The sequence below is a fragment of the Rhizobium sp. Leaf341 genome, assembly GCF_001424325.1.
Classification (GTDB): domain Bacteria; phylum Pseudomonadota; class Alphaproteobacteria; order Rhizobiales; family Rhizobiaceae; genus Ferranicluibacter.
In genome coordinates this window covers 72,708-93,596 of the sequence record NZ_LMPE01000010.1, presented here as the reverse complement: position 1 = coordinate 93,596, position 20,889 = coordinate 72,708, and the positions used below count along the sequence as shown (strand labels likewise).

The window sequence follows — 20,889 nt, the reverse complement described above, 5'->3', positions numbered from 1 at the left end:
TCCAGCGGGAAACAAGCGCGGCCGCTGGCAGGCGCTTCATGGAGCGTTGCGAGCCCCCAGACCGCGCGGCTCGCTCTGAAGGGGATGTCTGATGGGCTACAGGACCGCAGAAAAGCGATCGTCAGTGCGAGTGATGGCGGGAATTCTACGGGCGGGCCTGCTCGCGGGCGCGCTTTGCCTTCCGACCACCCTGCCCGCTGCCGCAGCCGCAGCCGGTTCAGGCACGGCGGTCGCCGTTGTCGTCAACGGCACGGTCATCACGACCGGAGATATCGCCAAACGTGCGGCCTTCCTCAAGCTCCAGCGCCAGAACCCGAGCGGCGCGCGCGAGCAGATGATCGACGAAGCCCTGAAGCGCGCTGAGGTCCTGCGCCTTCAGCAGTCCGTCAGCACCGAGGAAGTCGACGCCGCCGTTCAGCGTTTTGCCGCGGGTAACAAGCTCAGCATCGCACAGCTGTCGCAGGTCCTCTCCCAGGCAGGCGTCGGCCTCGACCATTTCAAGGCCTTCGTTGCGGTCTCCATGAGCTGGCCGCGCGCCGTGCGCGTGCGCTTCGGCAGCGGTGGCGGACGGCTTTCCAACGAGGAACTGGTTCGCCGCATGCAGGAAAACGGCGGCACCAAGCCGGTGACCACCGAATACTTCCTGCAGCAGGTGATCTTCGTGGTGCCCGCCGCCAAGCGCAACGCCATCATCGGCAAGCGCCAGGCCGAGGCCAACGCGTCGCGCGCGTCCTATCCGGGCTGCGACGACGCCAAGACCTTCGCCGCGACCATGCGGGACGTTTCCATTCGCAATCTCGGCCGCATGATGGTGCAGGAAATTCCCGAGGACTGGCGTCCGCTGGTTGAGAAGGCAGGTGACGGCAAGACCACCGCGACCCGCGTCACTGAAAAGGGCGTCGAGTATCTCGGTATTTGCAAGAAGCGCCAGGTCTCCGACGATCTGGCCGCCGAAGTCGTCTTCCGCGCCGAGGATCTCGGCAAGCAGAAGGGCGGCGAAGATCCGAACAGCGTGAAATACATGGAAGAGCTGCGCAAGCGTGCGCAGATCGTGACAAAGTAACCGGACCATCATGACAGACGAGACCCGGGCGCCGCTTGCCCTGACCATGGGCGATCCGGCGGGCATCGGGCTCGACGTGACGCTGGAAGCCTGGACCCGCCGCGAGAGCCTCGGGCTAGCCCCGTTTCTCTTCATCGGCGATCCCGAGGCGCTGGCCGCCCGGGCGCGCCTGCTCGGAATACCCGTGACCCTGGCGGAAGCGGATCATCGTTCGGCTGTGGGCCTCTTTGGCCACAGCCTGCCGGTGCTTCCCCTCGCCTGCCGGGCCCCCGTCGTCGCGGGCACGCCCGACAGCGCCAATGCGCCCGCCATCATCGGCGCCATCCAGACAGCCGTCCAGATGACGCTGGCGTCGGAAACCGCAGGTGTCGTGACCAATCCCATCGCCAAATCCGTGCTCTACGCCGCCGGCTTCCGCTTTCCCGGACATACGGAATTCCTTGCGGAGCTCGGGAGCGCTGCGCGCAGCAAGCCGCTGCTGCCGATCATGATGCTGGCCGGGCCGAAGCTGAAGGCCGTGCCGGTCACGATCCACATTCCGCTGAAGGACGTGCCCGCGCACCTGACGGGCGATCTCATCTACCGGACGGCTGTCATCACCGCCGCCGATCTCAAGGCCCGTTTCGGCATTGCCGCGCCGCGCCTGGCCATCGCCGGCCTGAACCCGCATGCCGGTGAAAACGGCGCGCTGGGGCTCGAAGATGACGCGGTGATCCGCCCGGTCGTCGAGCGGCTGCAGGCGGACGGCATCGATGCCGTCGGCCCGCTGCCGGCCGATACGATGTTCCACGACCGGGCGCGCGCCATGTACGACGTTGCGCTCTGCATGTATCACGACCAGGCCCTTATCCCGGCTAAGGCGCTCGGCTTCGACGACAGCGTCAACGTGACGCTCGGCCTGCCCTTCATCCGCACGTCGCCGGACCACGGCACCGCCTTCAGCATTGCCGGGCAGACGGCGGACGGGCGCAACGTCGCGCGGGCCGACAGCCTCGTGGCGGCCCTGCGCATGGCGCGGACGCTTGCAGATACCGAGCGCGCCGCCATCGAGAGCGTCTCCTGATGGCCGCGATCGACGGACTGCCGCCGCTGCGCGATGTGATCCAGCGGCATGGTCTGGATGCCAAGAAGGCACTGGGCCAGAATTTTCTTCTCGATCTCAATCTGACGCAGAAAATCGCGCGGACGGCCGGACCGCTCGACGATGCGACCGTGATCGAAGTAGGGCCCGGCCCCGGCGGCCTGACGCGCGCGATCCTGTCGCTCGGGGTGCGCAAGCTGATCGCCATCGAGCGCGACAGCCGCTGCCTGCCGGCGCTCGCCGAAATTTCGGACCATTATCCCGGACGCCTGGAGGTCATCGAGGGCGATGCGCTCAAGGTGGATTTCGCGGAGCTGGCGCGCCAAGCCGGCGCCGACGGACCGATCCGCATCATCGCCAACCTGCCCTACAATGTCGGCACGCAGCTGCTGGTGAACTGGCTGACGATGGAACCCTGGCCGCCTTTCTACGCCTCGATGACGCTGATGTTCCAGCGCGAGGTCGGCCTGCGCATCGTTGCCGACGAGACGAACGACCACTACGGCCGGCTCGGCGTCCTGGCCGGCTGGCGGACGGAGGCACGCATGGCCTTCGACGTGCCGCCGCAAGCCTTCACGCCGCCGCCCAAGGTCACCTCGACCGTCGTGCACCTGGAGCCGCGCGAAAACCCCATTCCCTGCTCGATCGCCGCGCTGGAGCGCGTGACGCAGGCTGCCTTCGGCCAGAGGCGCAAGATGCTGCGCCAAAGCGTCAAGCCGCTCGGCGGCGAGACGCTGCTGGCCAAGGCAGGGATCGATCCGCAGCGCCGGGCGGAGACGCTGTCGGTCGAAGAGTTCTGCCGGCTGGCGAACTGTCTGTAGCCGTCAGAGGTTCGGCGTTTCCGTCAGCAGACCCTGGACGAATTCGAACAGGCCCGGGCGGCGATCGCGGCGAAGGCGCTCCGCCTCGACGATGGCGCGGACGGCGGCAAAGGCCGTATCGAGATCCTCGTTGACGACGATGTAGTCATATTCGAGCCAGTGCTCGATCTCGGCGCGAGAGTTGGCGAGGCGCGTGGCGATGACCTCATCGGTGTCTTCGGCCCGGCGGTGCAGGCGCGACTGCAGTTCGGCCATGGTGGGCGGCAGGATGAAGATCGAGACGACGTCCCCGGCCATCTTGTCCTGCAGCTGCTGGGCACCCTGCCAATCGATGTCGAACAGCATGTCGCGGCCTTCCGACATGGCTTCCTCCACCGCATCGCGGGGCGTGCCGTAGAAATTGCCGTGCACCTCCGCCCATTCCAGCAGGGCATCCGTCTGGCGCAGACCCTCGAATTCGCGGATCGACTTGAAATGATAGTGGCGGCCGTCGATCTCGCTCGGGCGGCGCTTGCGGGTGGTGACGCTGACGGAGATGCTCATCTCCGCATCCGCCTCCAGCAGATTGCGGGCGATCGTCGACTTGCCTGCGCCCGACGGCGAGGAGATGACGAGCATCAGGCCGCGGCGGGCAATCCCGGAGGCCTTCTTGGGGGTTTCGGCAGGGCGCATGATTACTCCAGATTCTGGACCTGTTCGCGGAACTGGTCGATGACGACCTTGAGATCGACGCCTGCGGCCGTGACGGCGGCGGAGGTCGATTTCGAGCAGATCGTGTTGGTTTCGCGGTTGAATTCCTGGCAGAGAAAGTCGAGCTTGCGACCAATGGGGCCGCCCTTGGACAGAAGCGTACGCGCCGCTGCGATATGGGCCCGCAGCCGGTCGATCTCTTCCCGTACGTCGGCCTTGGCAGCCAGAAGCGCTGTCTCGGCATGCAGGCGATCGCGGTCGAGTGCGGCTGTCTGGCTGGTCAGCAAGTCGATCTGCTGCACGAGCCGATCGGCGATCGCCGATGGCCTGCGTGACGGGTCGGCCTCGATGGTCGCGAGCAGCGCTTCCATCTCGTCGATCTGGCGGATCAGGACCTGCTCGAGCGCCGCGCCTTCGCTCTCGCGCATGGCGGCAAGATCGGCGAGCGCGAGATCGAGGCCGGCGAGAACCGCCGTTTCCCGCGCTGCCTTGTCGGCCTCGCTCTCTTCCGGCTCCTTGAAATCGATGACGCCGCGGATCGCGAGCAGCGTGTCGAGCTTCAGCGGCGCGGGATCGATCACGTCGGACAACTGCGCCCGCAGCGACAGGACGGAGGCAAGCGCCGTCTGGTTGATGGTCGACTGGATCTGGGTTTCCCCGGCATTGAGGCTGAGACCGACCTGCATGTTGCCGCGCGAAAAGCAGGCGGCGATCCGTCGGCGGATGTCGGCATCGAGCGCCTCCAGTCCGCCCGGCAGGCGCAGCTTCACGTCAAGACCCTTGCCGTTGACCGAACGCAGTTCCCAAGCCCAGCGGCTTCGGCCGGACGTACCCTCCCGGCGGGCAAATCCGGTCATGGATTGCAAGGGCATGAGGACTCCTCGGGGAAATGCCGCAGGGACGAGCGAGCATCCTGTTTAAGGCCGCAACGACCATGCCTGCAAGGCCTATTGCAGATGCGGGCCCCGCGCCCTGATGTCATCCACAAGGCGAGATCGCGAGCGCAGCCGCGCCCGGCATGACGGACTGACGGACCGGTATCGCTTCGGGCTTGCAGCGCCGATCAGTTCTGGACAGGCGTTTCCGCAGCATCGGCCTGCGGACCCGTTGCGCCAGCAGCCTTGGCGGCACTCGCCTTTTCCGCTTCCATCTTGCGCCAGCGACGCACATTGGCGTTGTGATCGTCCAGCGTGTTGGCGAAGACGTGCCCCCCCGTGCCGTCCGCCACGAAATAGAGGTCGGCGGTTCGCGACGGATTGGCGACAGCCTCGAGGGCAGCACGGCCGGGATTAGCGATCGGCGTGGGCGGCAGGCCCTTGATGACATAGGTGTTGTAGGGTGTCTTCTTCTCGAGGTCGGAGCGCAGGATCGGTCGATCCGCCGGCTTCCCCTCGCCGCCGAAGATGCCGTAGATGATCGTCGGATCGGATTGCAGGCGCATGCCCTTGTCGAGGCGATTGAGGAAGACGGAAGCGACGCGCGAGCGCTCGTCGGCGATGCCGGTTTCCTTCTCCACGATCGAGGCAAGCGTGACGAACTCTTCGCGCGTTTTGATCGGAAGGTTCGGATCGCGCTTCGCCCAGATCTGGTCGACGATCGTCTTCTGTGCCGCGGTCGCCTGGGCAACGATCTCTGCGCGCTTCGTGCCGCGCGAGAACTTGTAGGTATCCGGCCGCAGCGTGCCTTCGGCCGGGAGGGTCGCCGGCAGGTCGCCCTCGAGAATCGGGTCGTCCTGCAGCTTGCGGAACATCTGCTTGACGGTCAGTCCCTCGGGAAGCGAGGCGGAATAGAGGATCGACTTGCCCGACTTCAGGAGTTCCATGATCTCCTGCATCGAGGCGCCGGCCTTGATCTCGTATTCGCCCGCCTTGAGGGTTTCGTCATCGAGATAGGCCTCGGACATGAAGCGGAAGACGCGACCGTCGGAGACGATCTGGTTCCGCTCGAGGCTGGACGCGATCTCGGCGATGCCGGCGCCGTTGCGGACGATGAAGTTGGAGTTGGCGGACAAGGGTCCGCGTGCCTCGTAGGCCGTCATGGCGTAATAGGCCGTGCCGGCGGCCGCCAGCGTCAGCACCACGATGACCGTCATCAGAAAGTTCAGGAAAATCACGACCTGGCTGCGCGCCTTGCGAGAACGCTTGGGCGGCTGCGGAACCTTTTCGGGGCGCAGGGCCTCGATCGGCGATTTCGGAATGATCGGCCCCTTGGTGCCGCTCTCGTTCCGGCCGCTCGCAGCCGTGTTGTTGTCTTGTCCGTCGCTCACGCCTGTCCTGCATCCGGAGTTCGCATCTTGCACGCCCCGCCTCCCGATGCGAACTCCGGAAGAGATTCGGGACAGCGAAATCATCGATTGGAACGATCGACCTTGGGGAAGGCCTCGTCCATATGTCGGGAAGACCGTGCGCTCGCCTGGCCACCCCCGACAGCGCCCAGCAAGACATTGCCGGTTCGCCGTCGCGCCTTGACCCTCCTCCAGGATCGCGCCCGACATCGAAACCGACAGGGACGTCTGCAGTAGCATGTCCCTCGCCGAAAGACGACACCGACCTGAAACGTCCCGCTCACGGCAACGTTATCACGCCGACCTGTTTACGGCAGGTGCGCTCGGAGGTGGATCAGACAGCTGTTTTGTAACGACCAATGCGGCAAAAACAGGATCGAACCGGGGTCATCGGACAATATCGCCGAATGAAGGCGCCGGCCGGTCGACGGGCCTGCGCCGAACGCGTCAGGCGTAGCGCCGGATGATCAGCGTTGCATTGGTGCCGCCAAAGCCAAAGGAGTTCGACAGGGCGACGTCGATCGACTTCTTGCGCGCCGTGTGCGGCACGAGGTCGATGGCCGTTTCGACCGAAGGGTTGTCGAGATTGAGCGTCGGCGGCGCGATATTGTCGCGAATGGCGAGCGCACAGAAGATCGCCTCGACGGAGCCGGCCGCGCCGAGCAGATGCCCGATCGCCGACTTGGTCGAGGACATGGAGATCCGGGACGCGCTCTCGCCGACAACGCGTTCAACCGCACCGAGCTCGATCGTGTCGGCCATGGTCGATGTGCCGTGGGCGTTAATGTAGTCGATATCCGACGGCTTGAGGCCTGCGCGCTTCAGCGCCATGTTCATGCAGCGGAACGCCCCGTCGCCATCCTCGGACGGCGCGGTAATGTGAAAGGCATCGCCCGAGAGGCCGTAGCCGACGATTTCGGCATAGATGTTCGCACCGCGCGCCTTGGCGTGCTCGAGTTCTTCCAAGACGACGATACCGGCGCCCTCGCCCATGACGAATCCGTCGCGATCCTTGTCATACGGGCGCGAGGCCTTGGTCGGATCGTCGTTGTGCTGTGTCGAGAGCGCCTTGCAGGCGGCGAAGCCGGCGAGCGCGATCCGCGAGATCGGCGATTCCGTGCCGCCCGCCACCATCACGTCGGCATCGCCCAGCGCGATCAGCCGGGCGGCATCGCCGATGGCGTGCGCGCCGGTCGAACAGGCCGTCACGACCGAGTGGTTGGGACCGCGCAGCTTGTGGCGGATCGAAACCTGGCCCGACGCGAGGTTGATCAGACGGCCGGGAATGAAGAACGGGGAAACGCGGCGGGGACCCTTGTCGCGCAGCGTGTAGCCACCCTCCACGATGCCTTCCAGCCCGCCAATGCCGGATCCGATCATCACGCCGGTGGCGATCTGGTCGTCGTCGGTCTTCGGATGCCAGTCCGCATCGTTCAGGGCCATGTCGGCCGCGGCCATCGCGTAAATAATGAAGGGGTCGACCTTGCGCTGTTCCTTCGGTTCCATCCAGTCATCGGCATTGAACGTGCCGTTGGAACCGTCCCCGAAAGGAATGCGGCAGGCAATCTTGGCCGGGAGATCGGAAACGTCGAATTCCGTGACGGTACGGGCTGCGTTTTCGCCGGCGATCAGTCTCGCCCAGCTGGCTTCCGTTCCGCAGCCCAACGGCGATACCATGCCGGTACCGGTGATAACGACACGTCTCATGAACCGCGATCCATCCTCGTAAGTCTCGATATGCTCCGTCGCGGACGTTCGCTGCCGATCGATGGAGCCGGCCCCGTGGCAGGGGCCTCGTCGCATCCGCTTCCGCCTGTCGCGGCCTTGTCGCGCCGCCGGAGAGCGCTTTCAGGCCCGGATACCGGACCCGACCCTGCGGCCGCGCCCCGAGGCGGCATCAAAGAGCATGGGCGGGCGGGCTCATTTTCGCGCCCGCCGCAACCCGTTCGATAGCCTGTGGCCGTTAAGCCTGGGCCTTCTCGATGAACTTGACGGCATCGCCGACGGTCAGGATCGAGTCTGCCGCGTCGTCCGGAATTTCAACGCCGAATTCTTCTTCGAAGGCCATGACCAGTTCGACCGTGTCGAGCGAGTCCGCGCCGAGATCGTCGATGAAGCTTGCGCCTTCAGTTACCTTTTCGGCATCGACGCCAAGATGATCAATGACAATTTTCTTTACGCGTTCTGCGATGTCGCTCATGTCGGATTCCTCGACCTTCGTTTTCTCTTTATCAGGGATGCCCGAAGGCGATCCCTTGCCAAAGCCTGTTAAACCACTGCGGTTCAACCGGCAATCCTTCAAACCGGGAGGCCTCGCCTTCAAACGGGCGTGCCCCGCCTTGAAACCGGGAGAGGCTGGAACGGTGCCGGCAGGCCGGCATCCGCATCGTCTCCGTGATCCGTTCGGACCGTCCGGCGAGGGCAAAAACCCCATGCCGTCCGGACCACCACGGCCCGATTAACACGGTTTAACGGCCGCGCAAAGTCCGAATTTGGGACGCCAATCCTTGCTCAACAAGCATTTACGGGCAATTTGGCCGCGCTGGATCGACCCTCCTGCACCCGACTCAGATCATCGCCATGCCGCCATTCACGTGAATGGTCTGGCCCGTGACATAGGCAGCCTCGTTGGAGGCAAGATAGGCCACGGCGCTCGCAACCTCGGCGCCCGTGCCCATGCGCTTCATCGGAATGGCGCCCATGATGGCGTCCTTCTGCTTGTCGTTGAGCTTGCCGGTCATGGCACTCTCGATGAAGCCCGGCGCGACGCAATTGACCGTGACGTTGCGGGTGGCAATCTCCTGCGCGAGCGACTTGGAGAAGCCGATCATGCCCGCCTTGGCGGCGCAGTAGTTCGCCTGGCCGGGATTGCCGGTAACGCCGACGATGGAGGTGATGTTGATGATACGGCCGTGACGGCGACGCATCATCGGATGCGTCAGCTCGCGGGTCAGCCGGAACACGGCGGTCAGGTTGACCTCGAGCACGGCATCCCAGTCCGCGTCGCTCATGCGCACGAACAGGCCGTCCTTGGTGATCCCGGCATTGTTGACGAGAATGTCGACACCGCCGAGTTCGCTCTCCGCCTTCTCGCCGAGCGCCTTGACCGCGTCGCGATCCGACAGGTTCGCCGGGAACAGATGCACACGCTCGCCGAGCCCGTTGGCGAGCTCTTCCAGCTTCTCGACCCGGGTGCCGTGCAGCCCGACGGTTGCGCCCTGGGCGTGCAGCATGCGGGCAATCTCTTCGCCGATGCCGCCGGAGGCGCCGGTTACCAGGGCTTTGCGGCCTGTCAGGTCGAGCATGGTCATCTTCCTTTCTCTTCACGTCCGAAGGCGGCACGGTGGCCGGCTCTCAGGATCCAGTGCCTGCCATTGCAGGGGTTAGAGCACGGCCGCGAGGACAGCCTCGATATCGGCCGGCGCATTCACAGCAAGCCCGGTCACGGACTTGTCGATGCGGCGGGCGAGCCCGGTCAGCACCTTGCCGGAGCCGACCTCGTAAAGGGTCGTCACGCCATTGGCGCCGAACCATTCCACCGTTTCCCGCCAGCGCACCTGTCCGGTCACCTGCTCGACGAGGAGATCGACGATCGCATCGGCCGAGGTGACGGGGGTCGCGCGGACATTGGCCACGAGCGGCACGACCGGGTCGCGACGGGCGACGGTGGCCAGCGCCTCGCGCATCGCTTCGGCAGCCGGCGCCATCAAGGCGGAGTGGAACGGTGCCGAGACCGGCAGGATGATGGCGCGCTTGGCGCCCGTGTCGCTCGCTTGCTTGGCGGCCTTCTCCACTGCGTCCCTGTCGCCGGAAATGACGATCTGCCCGCCGCCATTGTCGTTGGCAATCTGGCACGGGCCGATCTCGGACATCTCGGCGCACAGGGCCTGCACGGCCTCATGATCGAGCCCGATGATCGCGGCCATCGCGCCCTGGCCGACCGGCACGGCAGCCTGCATGGCATTGCCGCGGATGCGCAGAAGGCGCGCGGTATCGGCGAGCGAGAAGGTGCCCGCAGCGCAGAGGGCCGAATATTCGCCGAGCGAGTGACCGGCGACGAAATCGACATGCTTTGCCAGATCGAGGCCGCGCGCCTCCAGAACCCGGATCGCCGCCAGCGAGACGGCCATCAGCGCCGGCTGGGCATTCGCCGTCAGCGTCAGCCGATCTTCCGGCCCGCTCCACATGACGTCGGACAGCTTTTCCCCGAGCGCGTCGTCTACTTCGGCGAAAACGGCGGACGCTTCCGGAAAAGCTTCCGCCAGATCCCGACCCATGCCGACAGCCTGGCTGCCCTGCCCCGGAAACGTAAACGCGATCGCCATGAAGCATCTCCTCTATTTTGCTTCTCCATTCACATTACGGCTCGGGAAGTCAAGGAGCCAAGGGAAATGGGGAGGCGGGAAACGGGGGCCTGCACGGCCTGCAGGATCCCGATCGGACGGGCCCCGAAGCGCTTGACCTCGGTCCCGTGCCGATTATGTTGCGTCGCAGCAGGGGCGCCAGCCTCTTTTCGCGGATCACGAAGGCCGGAACTTCGGTCTCGTCTGACAAGGTCAATCCTTCATGCAGTACAAACAGCTCGGCCGCACCGGCATCGAGGTCTCCACCATTTGCCTGGGGACCATGACCTGGGGATCGCAGAACACGCAGGACGAGGCTTTCGCCCAGCTCGATGCGTCCCTGGAAGCAGGCGTCAACTTCATCGATACGGCGGAACTGTATCCGACGACGCCCCTGTCGGAGGCGACCTATGGCGGGACCGAGCGGATCATCGGCGCCTGGATGACGGAGCGCGGCAACCGCGACCGGATTGTGCTGGCGACGAAGATTGCGGGCTCCGGACGCACCTATATCCGCGGCGGGGGACCGATGACCGCCGACGGCATCGTGACGGCGCTCGATGCAAGCCTCGCGCGGCTGAAGACGGACTATGTCGACCTCTACCAGCTGCACTGGCCGAACCGCGGCCATTATCACTTCCGCAACGCCTGGAGCTACGATCCGAGCAAGCAGGATACCGACAAGGTCGTCGAGGATCTCGGCGCGCTGCTCCATGCGCTGGACACACAGGTGAAGGCGGGCAAGATCCGCGCGATCGGCGTCTCCAACGATACCGTCTGGGGTACGCAGAAGCTGATCGACCTTGCCGAACGTCACGGTCTTCCACGCGTCGCATCGGTGCAGAACGAGTACAATCTTCTGTACCGTCCGCACGATCTCGATTTTGCCGAGCTGTCGCATCACGAGCAGGTCGGGCTTCTCGCCTATTCGCCGCTCGCAGCCGGGCTCCTTTCCGGCAAGTATATCGGCGGCTCGCGCCCGGACGGCAGCCGGCTGTCGATCAACGGCGATCTCGGCGGCCGCTTCACGCCGCATCAGGAACCGGCGGTCGAAGCCTATGTGGCGCTCGCCCGAGATCACGGCATCGACCCCTCGCAGCTCGCGCTCGCCTTCGTGCTGTCGCGCCCCTTCACCACGGCGGCCATCATCGGGGCGACGACGATGGAGCAGCTCGCGGTCAATCTTAGCGCCGCCGATCTTGTGCTCACGCCGGAACTGGTGAACGGCATCCGCCGGATCCATCGCCTCTACCCGATGCCGATCTGATTGATCCCCGGAACAGGGCAGAGCTCCCCGGGGGTGTTTCGTCCCCGGGCCTTGCAATCCCCAAGAATCCGCGTATAAGCCGCCGTGTTCGAAACACCCGGTCATCAGGCTGGTGGCTGAACGGAGGGCCGGCGCTCTTGTGGCGCCTGTCGGGATCCTGAAGGGATCCAGCCTCCCGTGTCTCCGCTCTCGACCGTCTCGAAACAACACTTTCTTGCCGACGCCGCGCGTCTTTAAGAACAGTCGTTGAGGCTTAGCGCCGTTGCCGGGTGACGTTAAACGCAAGAAAGGTAAGCCAATCATGGCTCTCTATGAACATGTGTTCCTGGCCCGCCAGGACGTGTCCGCACAGCAGGTCGAAGCCCTCGTCGAACAGTACAAGGGTGTGATCGAAGCCAATGGCGGCAAGGTCGGTCGCGTGGAAAACTGGGGCCTCAAGTCCCTCACCTACCGCATCGCCAAGAATCGCAAGGCGCATTACGTGCTCATGGACATCGATGCTCCGGCACCGGCCGTCCACGAAGTCGAGCGTCAGATGCGCATCAACGAAGACGTTCTTCGTTACATGACCATCGCCGTCGAAAAGCATGAAGACGGCCCGTCCGCCATGATGCAGAAGCGCGATCGCGACGACCGTCCGCGCCGTGACGGCGACCGTCCGGACCGTGGCTTCGGCGACCGTCCGCGCCGCGATGGCGACCGCGAAGATCGCCCGCGCCGTCCGCGCGAAGACCGCGCTTGAAGTTTGAAGGGATTATAGACAATGGCTGACATCTCCTCCGCTCCGGCTCGCCGCCCCTTCCATCGCCGCCGCAAGACCTGCCCCTTCTCGGGCGCAAACGCGCCGCGGATCGATTACAAGGACGTTCGTCTCCTGCAGCGCTACATTTCCGAGCGCGGCAAGATCGTACCGTCGCGCATCACCGCCGTTTCCCAGAAGAAGCAGCGCGAACTGGCCCAGGCCATCAAGCGCGCCCGCTTCCTCGGCCTCCTGCCCTACGTTCTCTCGTAAGCCAGGCTTCCATTGACGGAGGCGGCCGGTGTTGATCGGCCGCCTTCTCCCTTCCGCGATGGGCGCGGATCGGAACCATCGCTTGTAAGCGATCAAACCCATGTTGGGGACGGCTTCGACCCTCCTCTAACTGCCGACGAGCAGGACAGCGACACGTGACAGCCATCAACAGGACATCGTTGCTGACCGGCATTCTGGCCGGCGTGACCGCGGCGTTCCTGTCGTTCGGCGCCACCACGCCCTCTTCTCTCGCCATCGTTCTTTATGCCGCCTCGGCACTGCCGATCCTGATCGCCGGGCTCGGCTGGGGCAACGGGGCCGCCATCGTCGCCGTCGTCGTTGCGGGATTTCTCGCGGCCGTTGCCGTGTCCCCCTATTTCGCGCTGCTGATTCTCGTCGTCACGCTCATTCCCGCAGCCTGGCTGTCGCATCTGGCAAACCTGGCGCGTCCGGCAAGCGAGATCGGCGGGCCCGAGGATGCCATGGCCTGGTATCCGCTGTCCGACATCCTGACGCATCTCGCGGGCCTCGTGACCGCCGGCATGCTGATCATCGGCGTGGTGCTCGGCTACAGCGCCGAAACCGCTGCCGGCATGGTCGACATCGTCATCGAAGCGCTGAAGACCCAGGAGCCGACCTACAATCCGGATCCCGCCGCTCTCGCACAGATCAAGGGCGTGTTCAGCGTGGCCCTGCCGATGGCCCAGGGCGCGCTCTGGGTGCTGATGCTGTTTGCGGCCTATTACGCGGCGACTCGGATCGTCCAGATGTCCGGTCGCAGCCTGCGTCCGCGCGAGGACATCCCGTCGACGCTGCGGATGCATCGCTTCGCCATCTTCGCCTTTCTCGGCGGGCTGGTGCTGACCTTTGCCGGCGGTGCGGCGGGCGCGGTCGGCGCACTCGTGTGCGGCACGTTCGGCGCGGGCTTCCTGCTCTCCGGCTTTGCCGTCTTTCACTTTCGCACCCGCGGCAAATCCTGGCGGCTTCCGGTCCTCTGGATCGGCTACCTGGCCGTGCTGCTCTTCACACTGCCCGCCCTCTTCTTCCTCCTGTCGGGTCTCATGGATACACGCCGAGCCATCGCGCTGTCTCCGACCGGGAAACCGACGGGAAAGACGCCGCAATAACCACTCCAGACACAGACACCTGAAAGGACACTACCATGGACGTCATTCTTCTCGAACGCGTTGCCAAGCTCGGCCAGATGGGCGAAACCGTCAAGGTCAAGGACGGCTTTGCCCGGAACTACCTGCTGCCGCTCGGCAAGGCGCTGCGCGCCAACGCTGCCAACAAGGCCCGTTTCGAAAGCGAGCGCGCAACGCTCGAAGCCCGCAACCTCGAGCGCAAGTCGGAAGCCCAGACGGTTGCCGAACAGCTCGACGGCAAGAGCTTCAACGTCGTCCGCTCTGCCGGCGAAACCGGCCAGCTCTACGGTTCGGTCGCCGCGCGCGACGTTGCCGAAGTGCTTGCAGCCGAAGGCTTCAATGTCGGCCGTAACCAGGTCGACCTCAACAACCCGATCAAGTCCATCGGCCTGCACCAGGTGAAGATCCACCTGCATGCCGAAGTCGAGATCACGGTCACGATGAACGTTGCCCGTTCGGCCGACGAAGCCGAGCGCCAGGCCAAGGGTGAAAACCTCAACTCCGCCGACGCCATCTACGGCGTCGACGAAGATGCCCTGCGTCCGGAAGACTTCTTCAACCCGGAAGCCGAATTCGACAACGACGAAGAATAAGCCTTCGCGATCGAACAATAAAAAGCCCCGGAGCGTCAGACGCTCCGGGGCTTTTTTCGTATCGGTGCCTTGCGTGTCTTAAAGCGCGTTGCGAGAAAACGGATTCACGCTGCGCGCCTATGTTCTTGTTGTGATGCATGTCGTTTCCCGAAACCGCTGCACACGTGTCGGCGACATGCATGCGGGCTCTCCCGTTTCGGCGTAGCTGCCGCAGATCGTCACTCCGCGTCGGCGATCTTCGGATCGGGATCGAGTGACTTGTCGATGCGCACGACCACCGAGAGGCCGGGGGCAAGCCGTTCGGCCGCAGCCTGGCCGGGATCGATGGAGATCCGGACACCGACGCGCTGGGCGATCTTCGTGAAGTTTCCGGTGGCGTTGTCCGGGCGGATGACACTGAACTCGGAGCCGGTGGCCGGCGAAAAGCGCTGGACATGGCCGGTCAGCTTCTGGTGCTCGAGCGCATCGACGGTAAAGGTCACGGGCTGGCCGACCTTCATGCCGTCGAGCTGCGTTTCCTTGTAGTTGGCCACCACCCAGAGTTCGCGCGGCACAACGGACATCAGCTGTGTTCCCGCCGTGACATACTGGCCAAGGCGGACGCCGACCTCCCCGAGATGGCCGTCGCGCGGCGCGCGGATCGCCGTGTTGGCAAGATCGATTTCCGCCAGCTCGACCGCGGCCTCCGCACCGGCGACGGCGGCCTGCAGCGAGCCGCGATTGACGATGATGGTGGCGAGCGACTGGCGATTGACCTCGACGGCGGCTTCGGCCTGCGCCTCGGCGGCCTTGGCCTGCTCGAAGGTCGCCTGGGCCGCCTCGACCTCGCTGGTGGAGGCGACGCTACGGGCGGCGAGCTGGTTCACGCGCTCGGCGGCAAGCTCCGCCCGGCGCAGAGCGGCCTTCGTGCCCAGCACCTGCGCCTCGCTGGAGGCGATGGTGGCCTTTGCGGAGGCTTCCTGCTGGCGGGAATTGTCGAGCGCCGCCTTCTGTCCGGCCAGCGTCGCACGCGCCTGCGCCAGCTTCTGCTGATAGATGCGTTCGTCGATGCGCACGAGCACATCGCCTTCCTTCACGGCCTGGTAGTCGCGCACCGGCACGGCCACGACATAACCCGCCACCTGCGGGCTCATGATGGTGACATAGCCTTTGACGTAGGCATTGTCCGTGGTTTCCACCGCTGTGACGAAGGGCGGCAGTCGCCAGGCATACAGCACGAGCAGAACGCCGACGACGCCGGCGATGAGGACGAGAAGGGTGACGGGGGAACGGGTGAGCTTGGACATGGAAAACTCTGCTTGAAAAGGGCTTGAACGACGAATGGCGAAACGCGAGCCGGGGAATGAGGGCCCGGAACAGGGCCCGTCAAATCAGGCCGGAGCCACGGCCGCGTCGGGCGGTGCGACGAGCCGGCGCCAGATGAGATGGCCAACGAGGATCGCCAGGGAGATGGCGCAGCCGATGAAGATGACGAAGAAGGCATCGTTATAGGCGAGGACATAGGCTTCGCGGCTGACCTGCTGCGTGAGGAGCTGTAGTCCCTCGGTGTTCAGCAGCGTCTTGTCGATGATGACCTTGCCGTAGGATCCGGCGAGCTGCGCCACGCGGTTCGCGACGAGCGGATCCGACAGCATGATTTGCTCGGCAAGAAGGTTGGAATGGAATTTCTCGCGGATGGTCACGAAGCTGCCGAGCGCGGCGGAGGCCATCAGGCTGCCGAGGCTCTGGGTGAAGAGAAAGATGACGATGAAGTTGACGACGTAGATCGGACCCTTGGCAAGGGCCGCGCCAAACCCCGTCGTCATCACGGGCGGCAGGAACATGGCGGCGCCGGCCCCCACCAGGGCCTGGCTCAGGAACATCTGCTCCGGCCGCGTCAGATTGGTCGACTGGCTGTCGAGCCACGCACCGGCACCGATCAGGACCAGCGCGATGACATGGGCGAGATCGAGCTGCTTCTTCACCATGAGAAAGGTACAGAACAGCCCGCCCGCCACCGAGGCGGCGAGCACGATGGCATAGAGCGTCATCGTCTGGTCGTTCTGGAGGCCGATCTGCTGGTAGAAGCCGGATACGGTGGCCGTCTGCTCCGATGAGACCGTGCGAAACAGGATGAGGACACCGGCCATGTGGATGTTCGGCCAGGAAAAGATCCAGCGCAGATCGAGCATCGGCTGGGACCGGTTGATCTCGATGGCGACGAAGACCGAGAGCAGACCGACCGCGCAGGCCAGCAGCACGCCGAGCCACGGCGCCTCGAACCACCAGTAGAAGCGGCCGAGCGACAGGATGATCGCCAGACAGCCGAAACCGCCGGCCAGGATGAGATAGCTGAAGATGTCGAGCGTCTGGATGACCTTGGCGCGCGGTGGCGCGGTGACCGGCAGGAGGTAGATGAAGGGCAGTGCGATGAGCGCCAGCGCGACCTCGAACGTGTAGAGCGCTCTCCAGCCGCCATATTCCATCAGCGCCGGCGAAAGGATGCGGGCGAGCGGGGCCGACAGCAGCGTGTTCGTGACGGCAAGGCTCAGCCCCATGGAAAGCTTCTTCTCGGGCGGGAAAGCCTCGAGCATGTAGAGAATGCCGATGGTGGACAGCGGCGCGGCCGCAATGCCGTTGACGAAGCGGATGATCAGCGCGGAGTGCAGGTCCGACACGAACAGATTGGCAAAAGCGGCAAAGACGAAGCAGAGAATGCCGAGTTCCGCAAAGCGCCGGAGGCCGTATTGCGTGCGGATCTTGAACAGCGCCACGGACAGGCTGGCATAGGGTGCCATATAGGCGGCCGACAGCCAGGCAAGCTCGTTGACGGTGGCCGAGAAGGCGCCCTGCAGCTGGTAGAGATTGGCGTTCAGCAGGTTCATGCCGAGGCCCTGTGTCAGGAACATCAGCACGGAGGTGAACATGTAGAGCGAAGCGCGGCCGCGCGAGAGATGCACGGCCGGTTGCGGCGGGCTTGCCGGCCGGGTTTCCACCGGGGGCGTTTCCGGTGTCTCCGGCTCGGGTGTCGCACCGTCTTCGATCGAACGCGGAAAGCTGTTGGTCACGAGATGGTCTCCCGGCCGATCTGCATCATGTTGTCCGCCATCGTCGTCATGACCGAAAGCGCGGTTTCCTTGTCCTCAAAGCTGACACCGGCGAGAAGATCGGCACGAATGCCGCAGGCGATGATCTCGATCTCCTGCGCCAGTGCCCGGCCCTTCGGCGTCAGGTGGATCTGCTTGGCGCGCCGGTCGGACTTCTCCACCCGACGCTCGATGAAGCCCTGAGCCTCCATGCCATCGAGAAGCCGGACGATGGTCGGCGTTTCGATCGCGAGTTCCTCGGCAAGCTCGCGCTGGTTCTGTCCGTCGCGACGCGCCAGAGCGAAGAGCGCGCGCGCCCGGGACAATGTGAGCCCACGCTCCCGGACCCGCGCATCGAAGACGGCACGGAGCTTCCGGTTGACGGATTGCAGGGCGTCGAACAGGGATCGATTGGCAAGATCGCTCAACTGATACTCTTTCCATAATAGTAGTATGCTAACTATGTGTGGTCGAAGTAATGCAGTCTGATGGTCATTTCAAGCTTTCATATCGACGTCCGTGCGTTTCATGCGGCTGACGTTTCGCGTATCCTGCGCGAGCGATTCGCTGCCGTGACGATGCGCGCGGTCGGTCAAGCAGAGATGGCGCGGACGGGCCCGATTTCCACTGGACGCACCATGCGGCTGTGGACACCGGTGACACCCGGCCCCCGCACCCCGGCCTGTCACCGCGACGGGTTGACACCACGCCCCGGTCAGCCAATCACAGGACCGTTCCGCGAAGAAGACGAGAGAGAGCCATGAATGAAGCAGCGCGCAGAGTGGCGGCGATGAATCAGCAGCCCATGGAGCCCCAGTACCGGGAGGCACCGAGCAACATCGAGGCGGAGCAGGCCCTGCTGGGCGCGATTCTCGTCAACAACGATGCTTTCTATCGCGTCTCGGACTTCCTGAAGCCGGTTCACCTGCACGAGCCCCTGCACCGCAAGATCTACGAGGTCGCGGGCGACATCATCCGCATGGGCAAGACCGCCCATCCCGTGACCGTCAAGACGTTCCTCGCGCCCGACCAGAAGGTCGGGGACATGACGATCTCGCAATATCTCGCGCAGCTTGCCGCCAATGCGGTGACCATCATCAATGCCGAGGATTATGGCCGGGCGATCTACGATCTGGCGCTGCGCCGCTCGCTGATCACCATCGGCGAGGACATGGTCAACATCGCCTTCGACGCACCGCTCGACATGCCGCCGCAGGGGCAGATCGAGGACGCCGAGCGGCGGCTGTTCGAACTGGCCGAAACCGGCCGCTACGACGGCGGCTTCCAGGCCTTCAACGATGCCGTGGCGCTGGCCATCGACATGGCCGGCCAGGCCTTCGAGCGCGACGGGCACCTCTCCGGCATCTCGACCGGCATTCACTCGCTCGACGGCAAGATGGGCGGTCTGCAGCGGTCCGACTTGATCGTGCTTGCCGGTCGCCCAGGGATGGGCAAGACCTCGCTCGCCACCAACATCGCCTATAACATCGCCGCTTCCTACGAGCCGGAGATCCAGGCGGATGGCTCCTACAAGGCCAAGAACGGCGGCGTCGTCGGGTTCTACTCGCTCGAAATGTCCTCCGAGCAGCTGGCAACGCGTATCATTTCCGAGCAGACAGAGGTCTCCTCCTCCAAGATCCGCCGCGGCGAGATCACCGAGCACGACTTCGAGAAGCTCGTCGCCTGCGCCCAGATGATGCAGAAGGTGCCGCTCTACATCGACCAGACCGGGGGTATCTCGATCGCCCAGCTGTCGGCACGCGCGCGCCGCCTCAAACGCCAGCGGGGGCTCGACTGCCTTGTGGTGGACTATATCCAGCTGATGACGGGCGCCGGAAAATCCGGTGAGAACCGCGTGCAGGAGATCACCCAGATCACCACCGGCCTCAAGGCGCTGGGCAAGGAGCTGAACGTTCCGATCATCGCGCTGTCGCAGCTGTCGCGTGCGGTGGAAAGCCGCGAGGACAAGCGCCCGCAGCTCTCCGACCTTCGTGAATCCGGCTCGATCGAGCAGGACGCCGACGTCGTGCTCTTCGTGTTCCGCGAAGAATATTACGTGAAGAACATGGAGCCGCGCGACGAGTTCGATCCGAAATACGAGGAGTGGAAGCAGACCTTCGAAAAGGTCAAGGGCACCGCCGACGTGATCATCGCCAAGCAGCGCCACGGGCCGACCGGAACGGTCAAGCTCGCGTTCCAGTCGGAATATACCCGCTTCACCGACCTCGCCGACCCCTCGTTCACGCAGTACGAGGAACATTGATCGCCCGAAGTTGCAGCGCTATGTCGGAGTGGCCGACACGCCCGGACGGCGTCGCTGTTTGCAAACAGGCTTGCTCATTCCGCATATTCCGAGGCTTCCCATGGACGACGTCTTTTCCGCAGCGGCGAACCGCCTGACCATCGATCTGCAGGCGCTGGCCGACAACTGGCGCCAGATGAAGGCCCGATCCGGACGCGCGCGCGCGGCCGCCGTTCTCAAGGCGGACGCCTACGGAGTGGGGATCGAGGCGGCGGCCGAGACGCTCTACCAGGCGGGCGCGCGCGATTTCTTCGTGGCGAATGCCGAGGAAGGCGTGAACCTGCGGCCGCTGGTGCCGGAAGGCCGCATCTATGTTCTCGCCGGCCTCTGGCCGGGCATCGAGCCGCTGTTCTTTGAAAACGGGCTGGTGCCGGTCATCAATTCCGAGGAGCAGCTTGCCTTCTTCATGGCCGCGCTCTCCGAGCACGGCGAGCACCCTTGCGTCCTGCATGTGGATACCGGCATGAACCGGCTCGGCCTGTCGCTCGACGAGGCGATGGCGCTGGCCTCCGATCCGGCACGCCCGGCAAGCTTTGCGCCGATGCTGGTGATGAGCCACCTCGCCTGCGCCGACGATCCCGCACACCCGCTGAACGGTCAGCAACTGGAGGCCTTCCGCACGGTTCGCACCGCCTTCGACGGCGTCGAGGCAAGCCTGGCCAATTCCGCAGGCATTCATCTCGGGCCGGACTATCACTTCGACCTCACCCGGCCCGGCATTGCCACCTATGGCGGCGAGGCCGTGAACGGCATGGCCAACCCGATGACGCCGGTCGTGACCGCGGAAGCCCGCATCATCCAGGTGCGTTCGGTCGCCAAGGGTGGATCGGCAAGCTACGGCGCCACCGCGACCTTCGCCCGCGACAGCCGCATCGCCATTGCCTCGGTCGGTTATGCCGATGGCTATCACCGCTCGGTGTCGGGCAGCGGCGTGACGCTGCGGCAGGCGCAGCCTTCGGGCGCCCACGGCTTCCTGCACGGCCGCAAGGTGCCGCATGTCGGCCGCGTCACGATGGACCTCAGCCTGTTCGACGTGACGGACCTGCCCGAGACCAGCGTCCGGGCCGGCGATTACATCGAACTCTTCGGCCGCAACATTGCCCTCGACGACGTCGCACGGGCTGGCGGGACCATCGGCTACGAGCTGCTGACAAGCCTCGGTCATCGTTATGACCGCGCCTATATCGAGGCCGATACGGAAGTTTGAAACCGCATCTTGGAAA

General features: G+C 64.8%; 20 protein-coding genes. 10 read left to right on the top strand and 10 right to left on the bottom strand.

The genetic code is table 11. From position 1 onward, the window contains the following. The first annotated feature begins 133 nt into the window (after positions 1-133). From ASG03_RS10240 to rsmA, 3 genes are read left to right on the top strand one after another with little or no spacing between them, the layout of a single operon-like run. Positions 134-1,063 (top strand): peptidylprolyl isomerase, encoded by a 930-nt coding sequence (locus ASG03_RS10240; RefSeq protein ID WP_244475219.1) that lies wholly within the window; start codon positions 134-136, stop codon positions 1,061-1,063. A 10-nt stretch (positions 1,064-1,073) separates the two neighbouring features. Next, entirely contained in the window at positions 1,074-2,126 is a 1,053-nt protein-coding gene (gene pdxA, locus ASG03_RS10235; RefSeq protein WP_062693505.1) for a 4-hydroxythreonine-4-phosphate dehydrogenase PdxA, read from the top strand. Then, positions 2,126-2,965, top strand: coding sequence for a 16S rRNA (adenine(1518)-N(6)/adenine(1519)-N(6))-dimethyltransferase RsmA (gene rsmA, locus ASG03_RS10230; RefSeq protein WP_062693504.1), 840 nt, complete (start codon positions 2,126-2,128; stop codon positions 2,963-2,965). The genes pdxA and rsmA overlap by 1 nt, the downstream gene beginning before the upstream one ends. A gap of 3 nt (positions 2,966-2,968) precedes the next feature. On the opposite strand, the gene gmk is transcribed toward rsmA, so the two are convergent. The 7 genes from gmk to fabD all read right to left on the bottom strand — a co-directional run bounded on the left by gmk (position 2,969) and on the right by fabD (position 10,264). Beyond that, positions 2,969-3,637, bottom strand: a complete 669-nt coding sequence (gene gmk / locus ASG03_RS10225; RefSeq protein ID WP_062468847.1) for a guanylate kinase — start codon at positions 3,635-3,637, stop codon at positions 2,969-2,971. Positions 3,638-3,639: 2 nt separating this feature from the next. Next, positions 3,640-4,527 carry a YicC/YloC family endoribonuclease gene (locus ASG03_RS10220; RefSeq protein WP_062693503.1) on the bottom strand — a complete coding sequence of 296 codons (888 nt, stop codon included), beginning with the start codon at positions 4,525-4,527 and terminating at the stop codon, positions 3,640-3,642. Between the two features lie 191 nt (positions 4,528-4,718). Next, complete coding sequence (gene mltG, locus ASG03_RS10215) at positions 4,719-5,921, bottom strand: endolytic transglycosylase MltG (RefSeq protein ID WP_062468852.1); 1,203 nt, start codon at positions 5,919-5,921, stop codon at positions 4,719-4,721. Between the two features lie 465 nt (positions 5,922-6,386). Continuing rightward, positions 6,387-7,646: a beta-ketoacyl-ACP synthase II gene (gene fabF / locus ASG03_RS10210; protein WP_062693616.1), complete on the bottom strand. Its 1,260-nt coding sequence runs from the start codon at positions 7,644-7,646 to the stop codon at positions 6,387-6,389. A gap of 256 nt (positions 7,647-7,902) precedes the next feature. Beyond that, entirely contained in the window at positions 7,903-8,139 is a 237-nt protein-coding gene (locus tag ASG03_RS10205) for an acyl carrier protein (protein WP_062468856.1), read from the bottom strand. Between the two features lie 367 nt (positions 8,140-8,506). Then, positions 8,507-9,244: a 3-oxoacyl-[acyl-carrier-protein] reductase gene (fabG, locus tag ASG03_RS10200; RefSeq protein ID WP_062471959.1), complete on the bottom strand. Its 738-nt coding sequence runs from the start codon at positions 9,242-9,244 to the stop codon at positions 8,507-8,509. A 78-nt stretch (positions 9,245-9,322) separates the two neighbouring features. Beyond that, the gene (fabD, locus tag ASG03_RS10195; RefSeq protein WP_062693502.1) at positions 9,323-10,264 is read right to left on the bottom strand and encodes an ACP S-malonyltransferase; all 942 of its coding nucleotides are present in this window, start codon (positions 10,262-10,264) and stop codon (positions 9,323-9,325) included. Positions 10,265-10,505: 241 nt separating this feature from the next. On the opposite strand from fabD, the gene ASG03_RS10190 reads away from it, so the two are divergent. The 5 genes from ASG03_RS10190 (at position 10,506) to rplI (ending at position 14,299) form a co-directional block, all read left to right on the top strand. Continuing rightward, entirely contained in the window at positions 10,506-11,549 is a 1,044-nt protein-coding gene (locus ASG03_RS10190) for an aldo/keto reductase (RefSeq protein ID WP_062468862.1), read from the top strand. A 301-nt stretch (positions 11,550-11,850) separates the two neighbouring features. After that, a complete protein-coding gene (rpsF, locus tag ASG03_RS10185; RefSeq protein WP_062468864.1) occupies positions 11,851-12,291 on the top strand; it encodes a 30S ribosomal protein S6 in 441 nt (146 codons plus the stop codon). A gap of 21 nt (positions 12,292-12,312) precedes the next feature. Beyond that, the gene (gene rpsR, locus ASG03_RS10180) at positions 12,313-12,561 is read left to right on the top strand and encodes a 30S ribosomal protein S18 (protein ID WP_062468866.1); all 249 of its coding nucleotides are present in this window, start codon (positions 12,313-12,315) and stop codon (positions 12,559-12,561) included. Between the two features lie 155 nt (positions 12,562-12,716). After that, the gene (locus ASG03_RS10175) at positions 12,717-13,688 is read left to right on the top strand and encodes a hypothetical protein (protein WP_062693501.1); all 972 of its coding nucleotides are present in this window, start codon (positions 12,717-12,719) and stop codon (positions 13,686-13,688) included. A 35-nt stretch (positions 13,689-13,723) separates the two neighbouring features. After that, positions 13,724-14,299 carry a 50S ribosomal protein L9 gene (rplI, locus tag ASG03_RS10170; RefSeq protein WP_062468872.1) on the top strand — a complete coding sequence of 192 codons (576 nt, stop codon included), beginning with the start codon at positions 13,724-13,726 and terminating at the stop codon, positions 14,297-14,299. A 218-nt stretch (positions 14,300-14,517) separates the two neighbouring features. Here rplI and ASG03_RS10165 read toward each other — a convergent pair whose 3' ends face one another. The 3 genes from ASG03_RS10165 to ASG03_RS10155 all read right to left on the bottom strand — a co-directional run bounded on the left by ASG03_RS10165 (position 14,518) and on the right by ASG03_RS10155 (position 17,792). Beyond that, positions 14,518-15,585, bottom strand: a complete 1,068-nt coding sequence (locus tag ASG03_RS10165) for an HlyD family secretion protein (protein WP_062693500.1) — start codon at positions 15,583-15,585, stop codon at positions 14,518-14,520. An 84-nt stretch (positions 15,586-15,669) separates the two neighbouring features. After that, the gene (locus ASG03_RS10160) at positions 15,670-17,346 is read right to left on the bottom strand and encodes an MFS transporter (RefSeq protein ID WP_443216599.1); all 1,677 of its coding nucleotides are present in this window, start codon (positions 17,344-17,346) and stop codon (positions 15,670-15,672) included. Then, complete coding sequence (locus ASG03_RS10155; RefSeq protein WP_062468878.1) at positions 17,343-17,792, bottom strand: MarR family winged helix-turn-helix transcriptional regulator; 450 nt, start codon at positions 17,790-17,792, stop codon at positions 17,343-17,345. The genes ASG03_RS10160 and ASG03_RS10155 overlap by 4 nt, the downstream gene beginning before the upstream one ends. A 332-nt stretch (positions 17,793-18,124) precedes the next feature. Here ASG03_RS10155 and ASG03_RS10150 point away from each other — a divergent pair, with 332 nt between their 5' ends. Both ASG03_RS10150 and alr read left to right on the top strand, forming a co-directional pair. Continuing rightward, positions 18,125-19,627, top strand: a complete 1,503-nt coding sequence (locus ASG03_RS10150) for a replicative DNA helicase (protein WP_062600827.1) — start codon at positions 18,125-18,127, stop codon at positions 19,625-19,627. 100 nt (positions 19,628-19,727) lie between these two features. Beyond that, entirely contained in the window at positions 19,728-20,873 is a 1,146-nt protein-coding gene (alr, locus tag ASG03_RS10145; RefSeq protein WP_062693499.1) for an alanine racemase, read from the top strand. Positions 20,874-20,889: the final 16 nt, after the last annotated feature.

What these genes read in the sequence shown, in the direction of transcription:
- rpsF (WP_062468864.1), top strand. Translation starts at nt 11,851, where the DNA reads ATGGCTCTCTATGAACATGTGTTCCTGGCCCGCCAGGACGTGTCCGCA.
- rpsR (WP_062468866.1), top strand. Translation starts at nt 12,313, where the DNA reads ATGGCTGACATCTCCTCCGCTCCGGCTCGCCGCCCCTTCCATCGCCGC.
- rsmA (WP_062693504.1), top strand. Translation starts at nt 2,126, where the DNA reads ATGGCCGCGATCGACGGACTGCCGCCGCTGCGCGATGTGATCCAGCGG.
- ASG03_RS10240 (WP_244475219.1), top strand. Translation starts at nt 134, where the DNA reads ATGGCGGGAATTCTACGGGCGGGCCTGCTCGCGGGCGCGCTTTGCCTT.
- ASG03_RS10220 (WP_062693503.1), bottom strand. Translation starts at nt 4,527, where the DNA reads ATGCCCTTGCAATCCATGACCGGATTTGCCCGCCGGGAGGGTACGTCC.
- ASG03_RS10190 (WP_062468862.1), top strand. Translation starts at nt 10,506, where the DNA reads ATGCAGTACAAACAGCTCGGCCGCACCGGCATCGAGGTCTCCACCATT.
- rplI (WP_062468872.1), top strand. Translation starts at nt 13,724, where the DNA reads ATGGACGTCATTCTTCTCGAACGCGTTGCCAAGCTCGGCCAGATGGGC.
- gmk (WP_062468847.1), bottom strand. Translation starts at nt 3,637, where the DNA reads ATGCGCCCTGCCGAAACCCCCAAGAAGGCCTCCGGGATTGCCCGCCGC.
- fabF (WP_062693616.1), bottom strand. Translation starts at nt 7,646, where the DNA reads ATGAGACGTGTCGTTATCACCGGTACCGGCATGGTATCGCCGTTGGGC.
- alr (WP_062693499.1), top strand. Translation starts at nt 19,728, where the DNA reads ATGGACGACGTCTTTTCCGCAGCGGCGAACCGCCTGACCATCGATCTG.
- ASG03_RS10150 (WP_062600827.1), top strand. Translation starts at nt 18,125, where the DNA reads ATGAATGAAGCAGCGCGCAGAGTGGCGGCGATGAATCAGCAGCCCATG.
- pdxA (WP_062693505.1), top strand. Translation starts at nt 1,074, where the DNA reads ATGACAGACGAGACCCGGGCGCCGCTTGCCCTGACCATGGGCGATCCG.
- fabD (WP_062693502.1), bottom strand. Translation starts at nt 10,264, where the DNA reads ATGGCGATCGCGTTTACGTTTCCGGGGCAGGGCAGCCAGGCTGTCGGC.
- fabG (WP_062471959.1), bottom strand. Translation starts at nt 9,244, where the DNA reads ATGCTCGACCTGACAGGCCGCAAAGCCCTGGTAACCGGCGCCTCCGGC.
- ASG03_RS10165 (WP_062693500.1), bottom strand. Translation starts at nt 15,585, where the DNA reads ATGTCCAAGCTCACCCGTTCCCCCGTCACCCTTCTCGTCCTCATCGCC.
- ASG03_RS10205 (WP_062468856.1), bottom strand. Translation starts at nt 8,139, where the DNA reads ATGAGCGACATCGCAGAACGCGTAAAGAAAATTGTCATTGATCATCTT.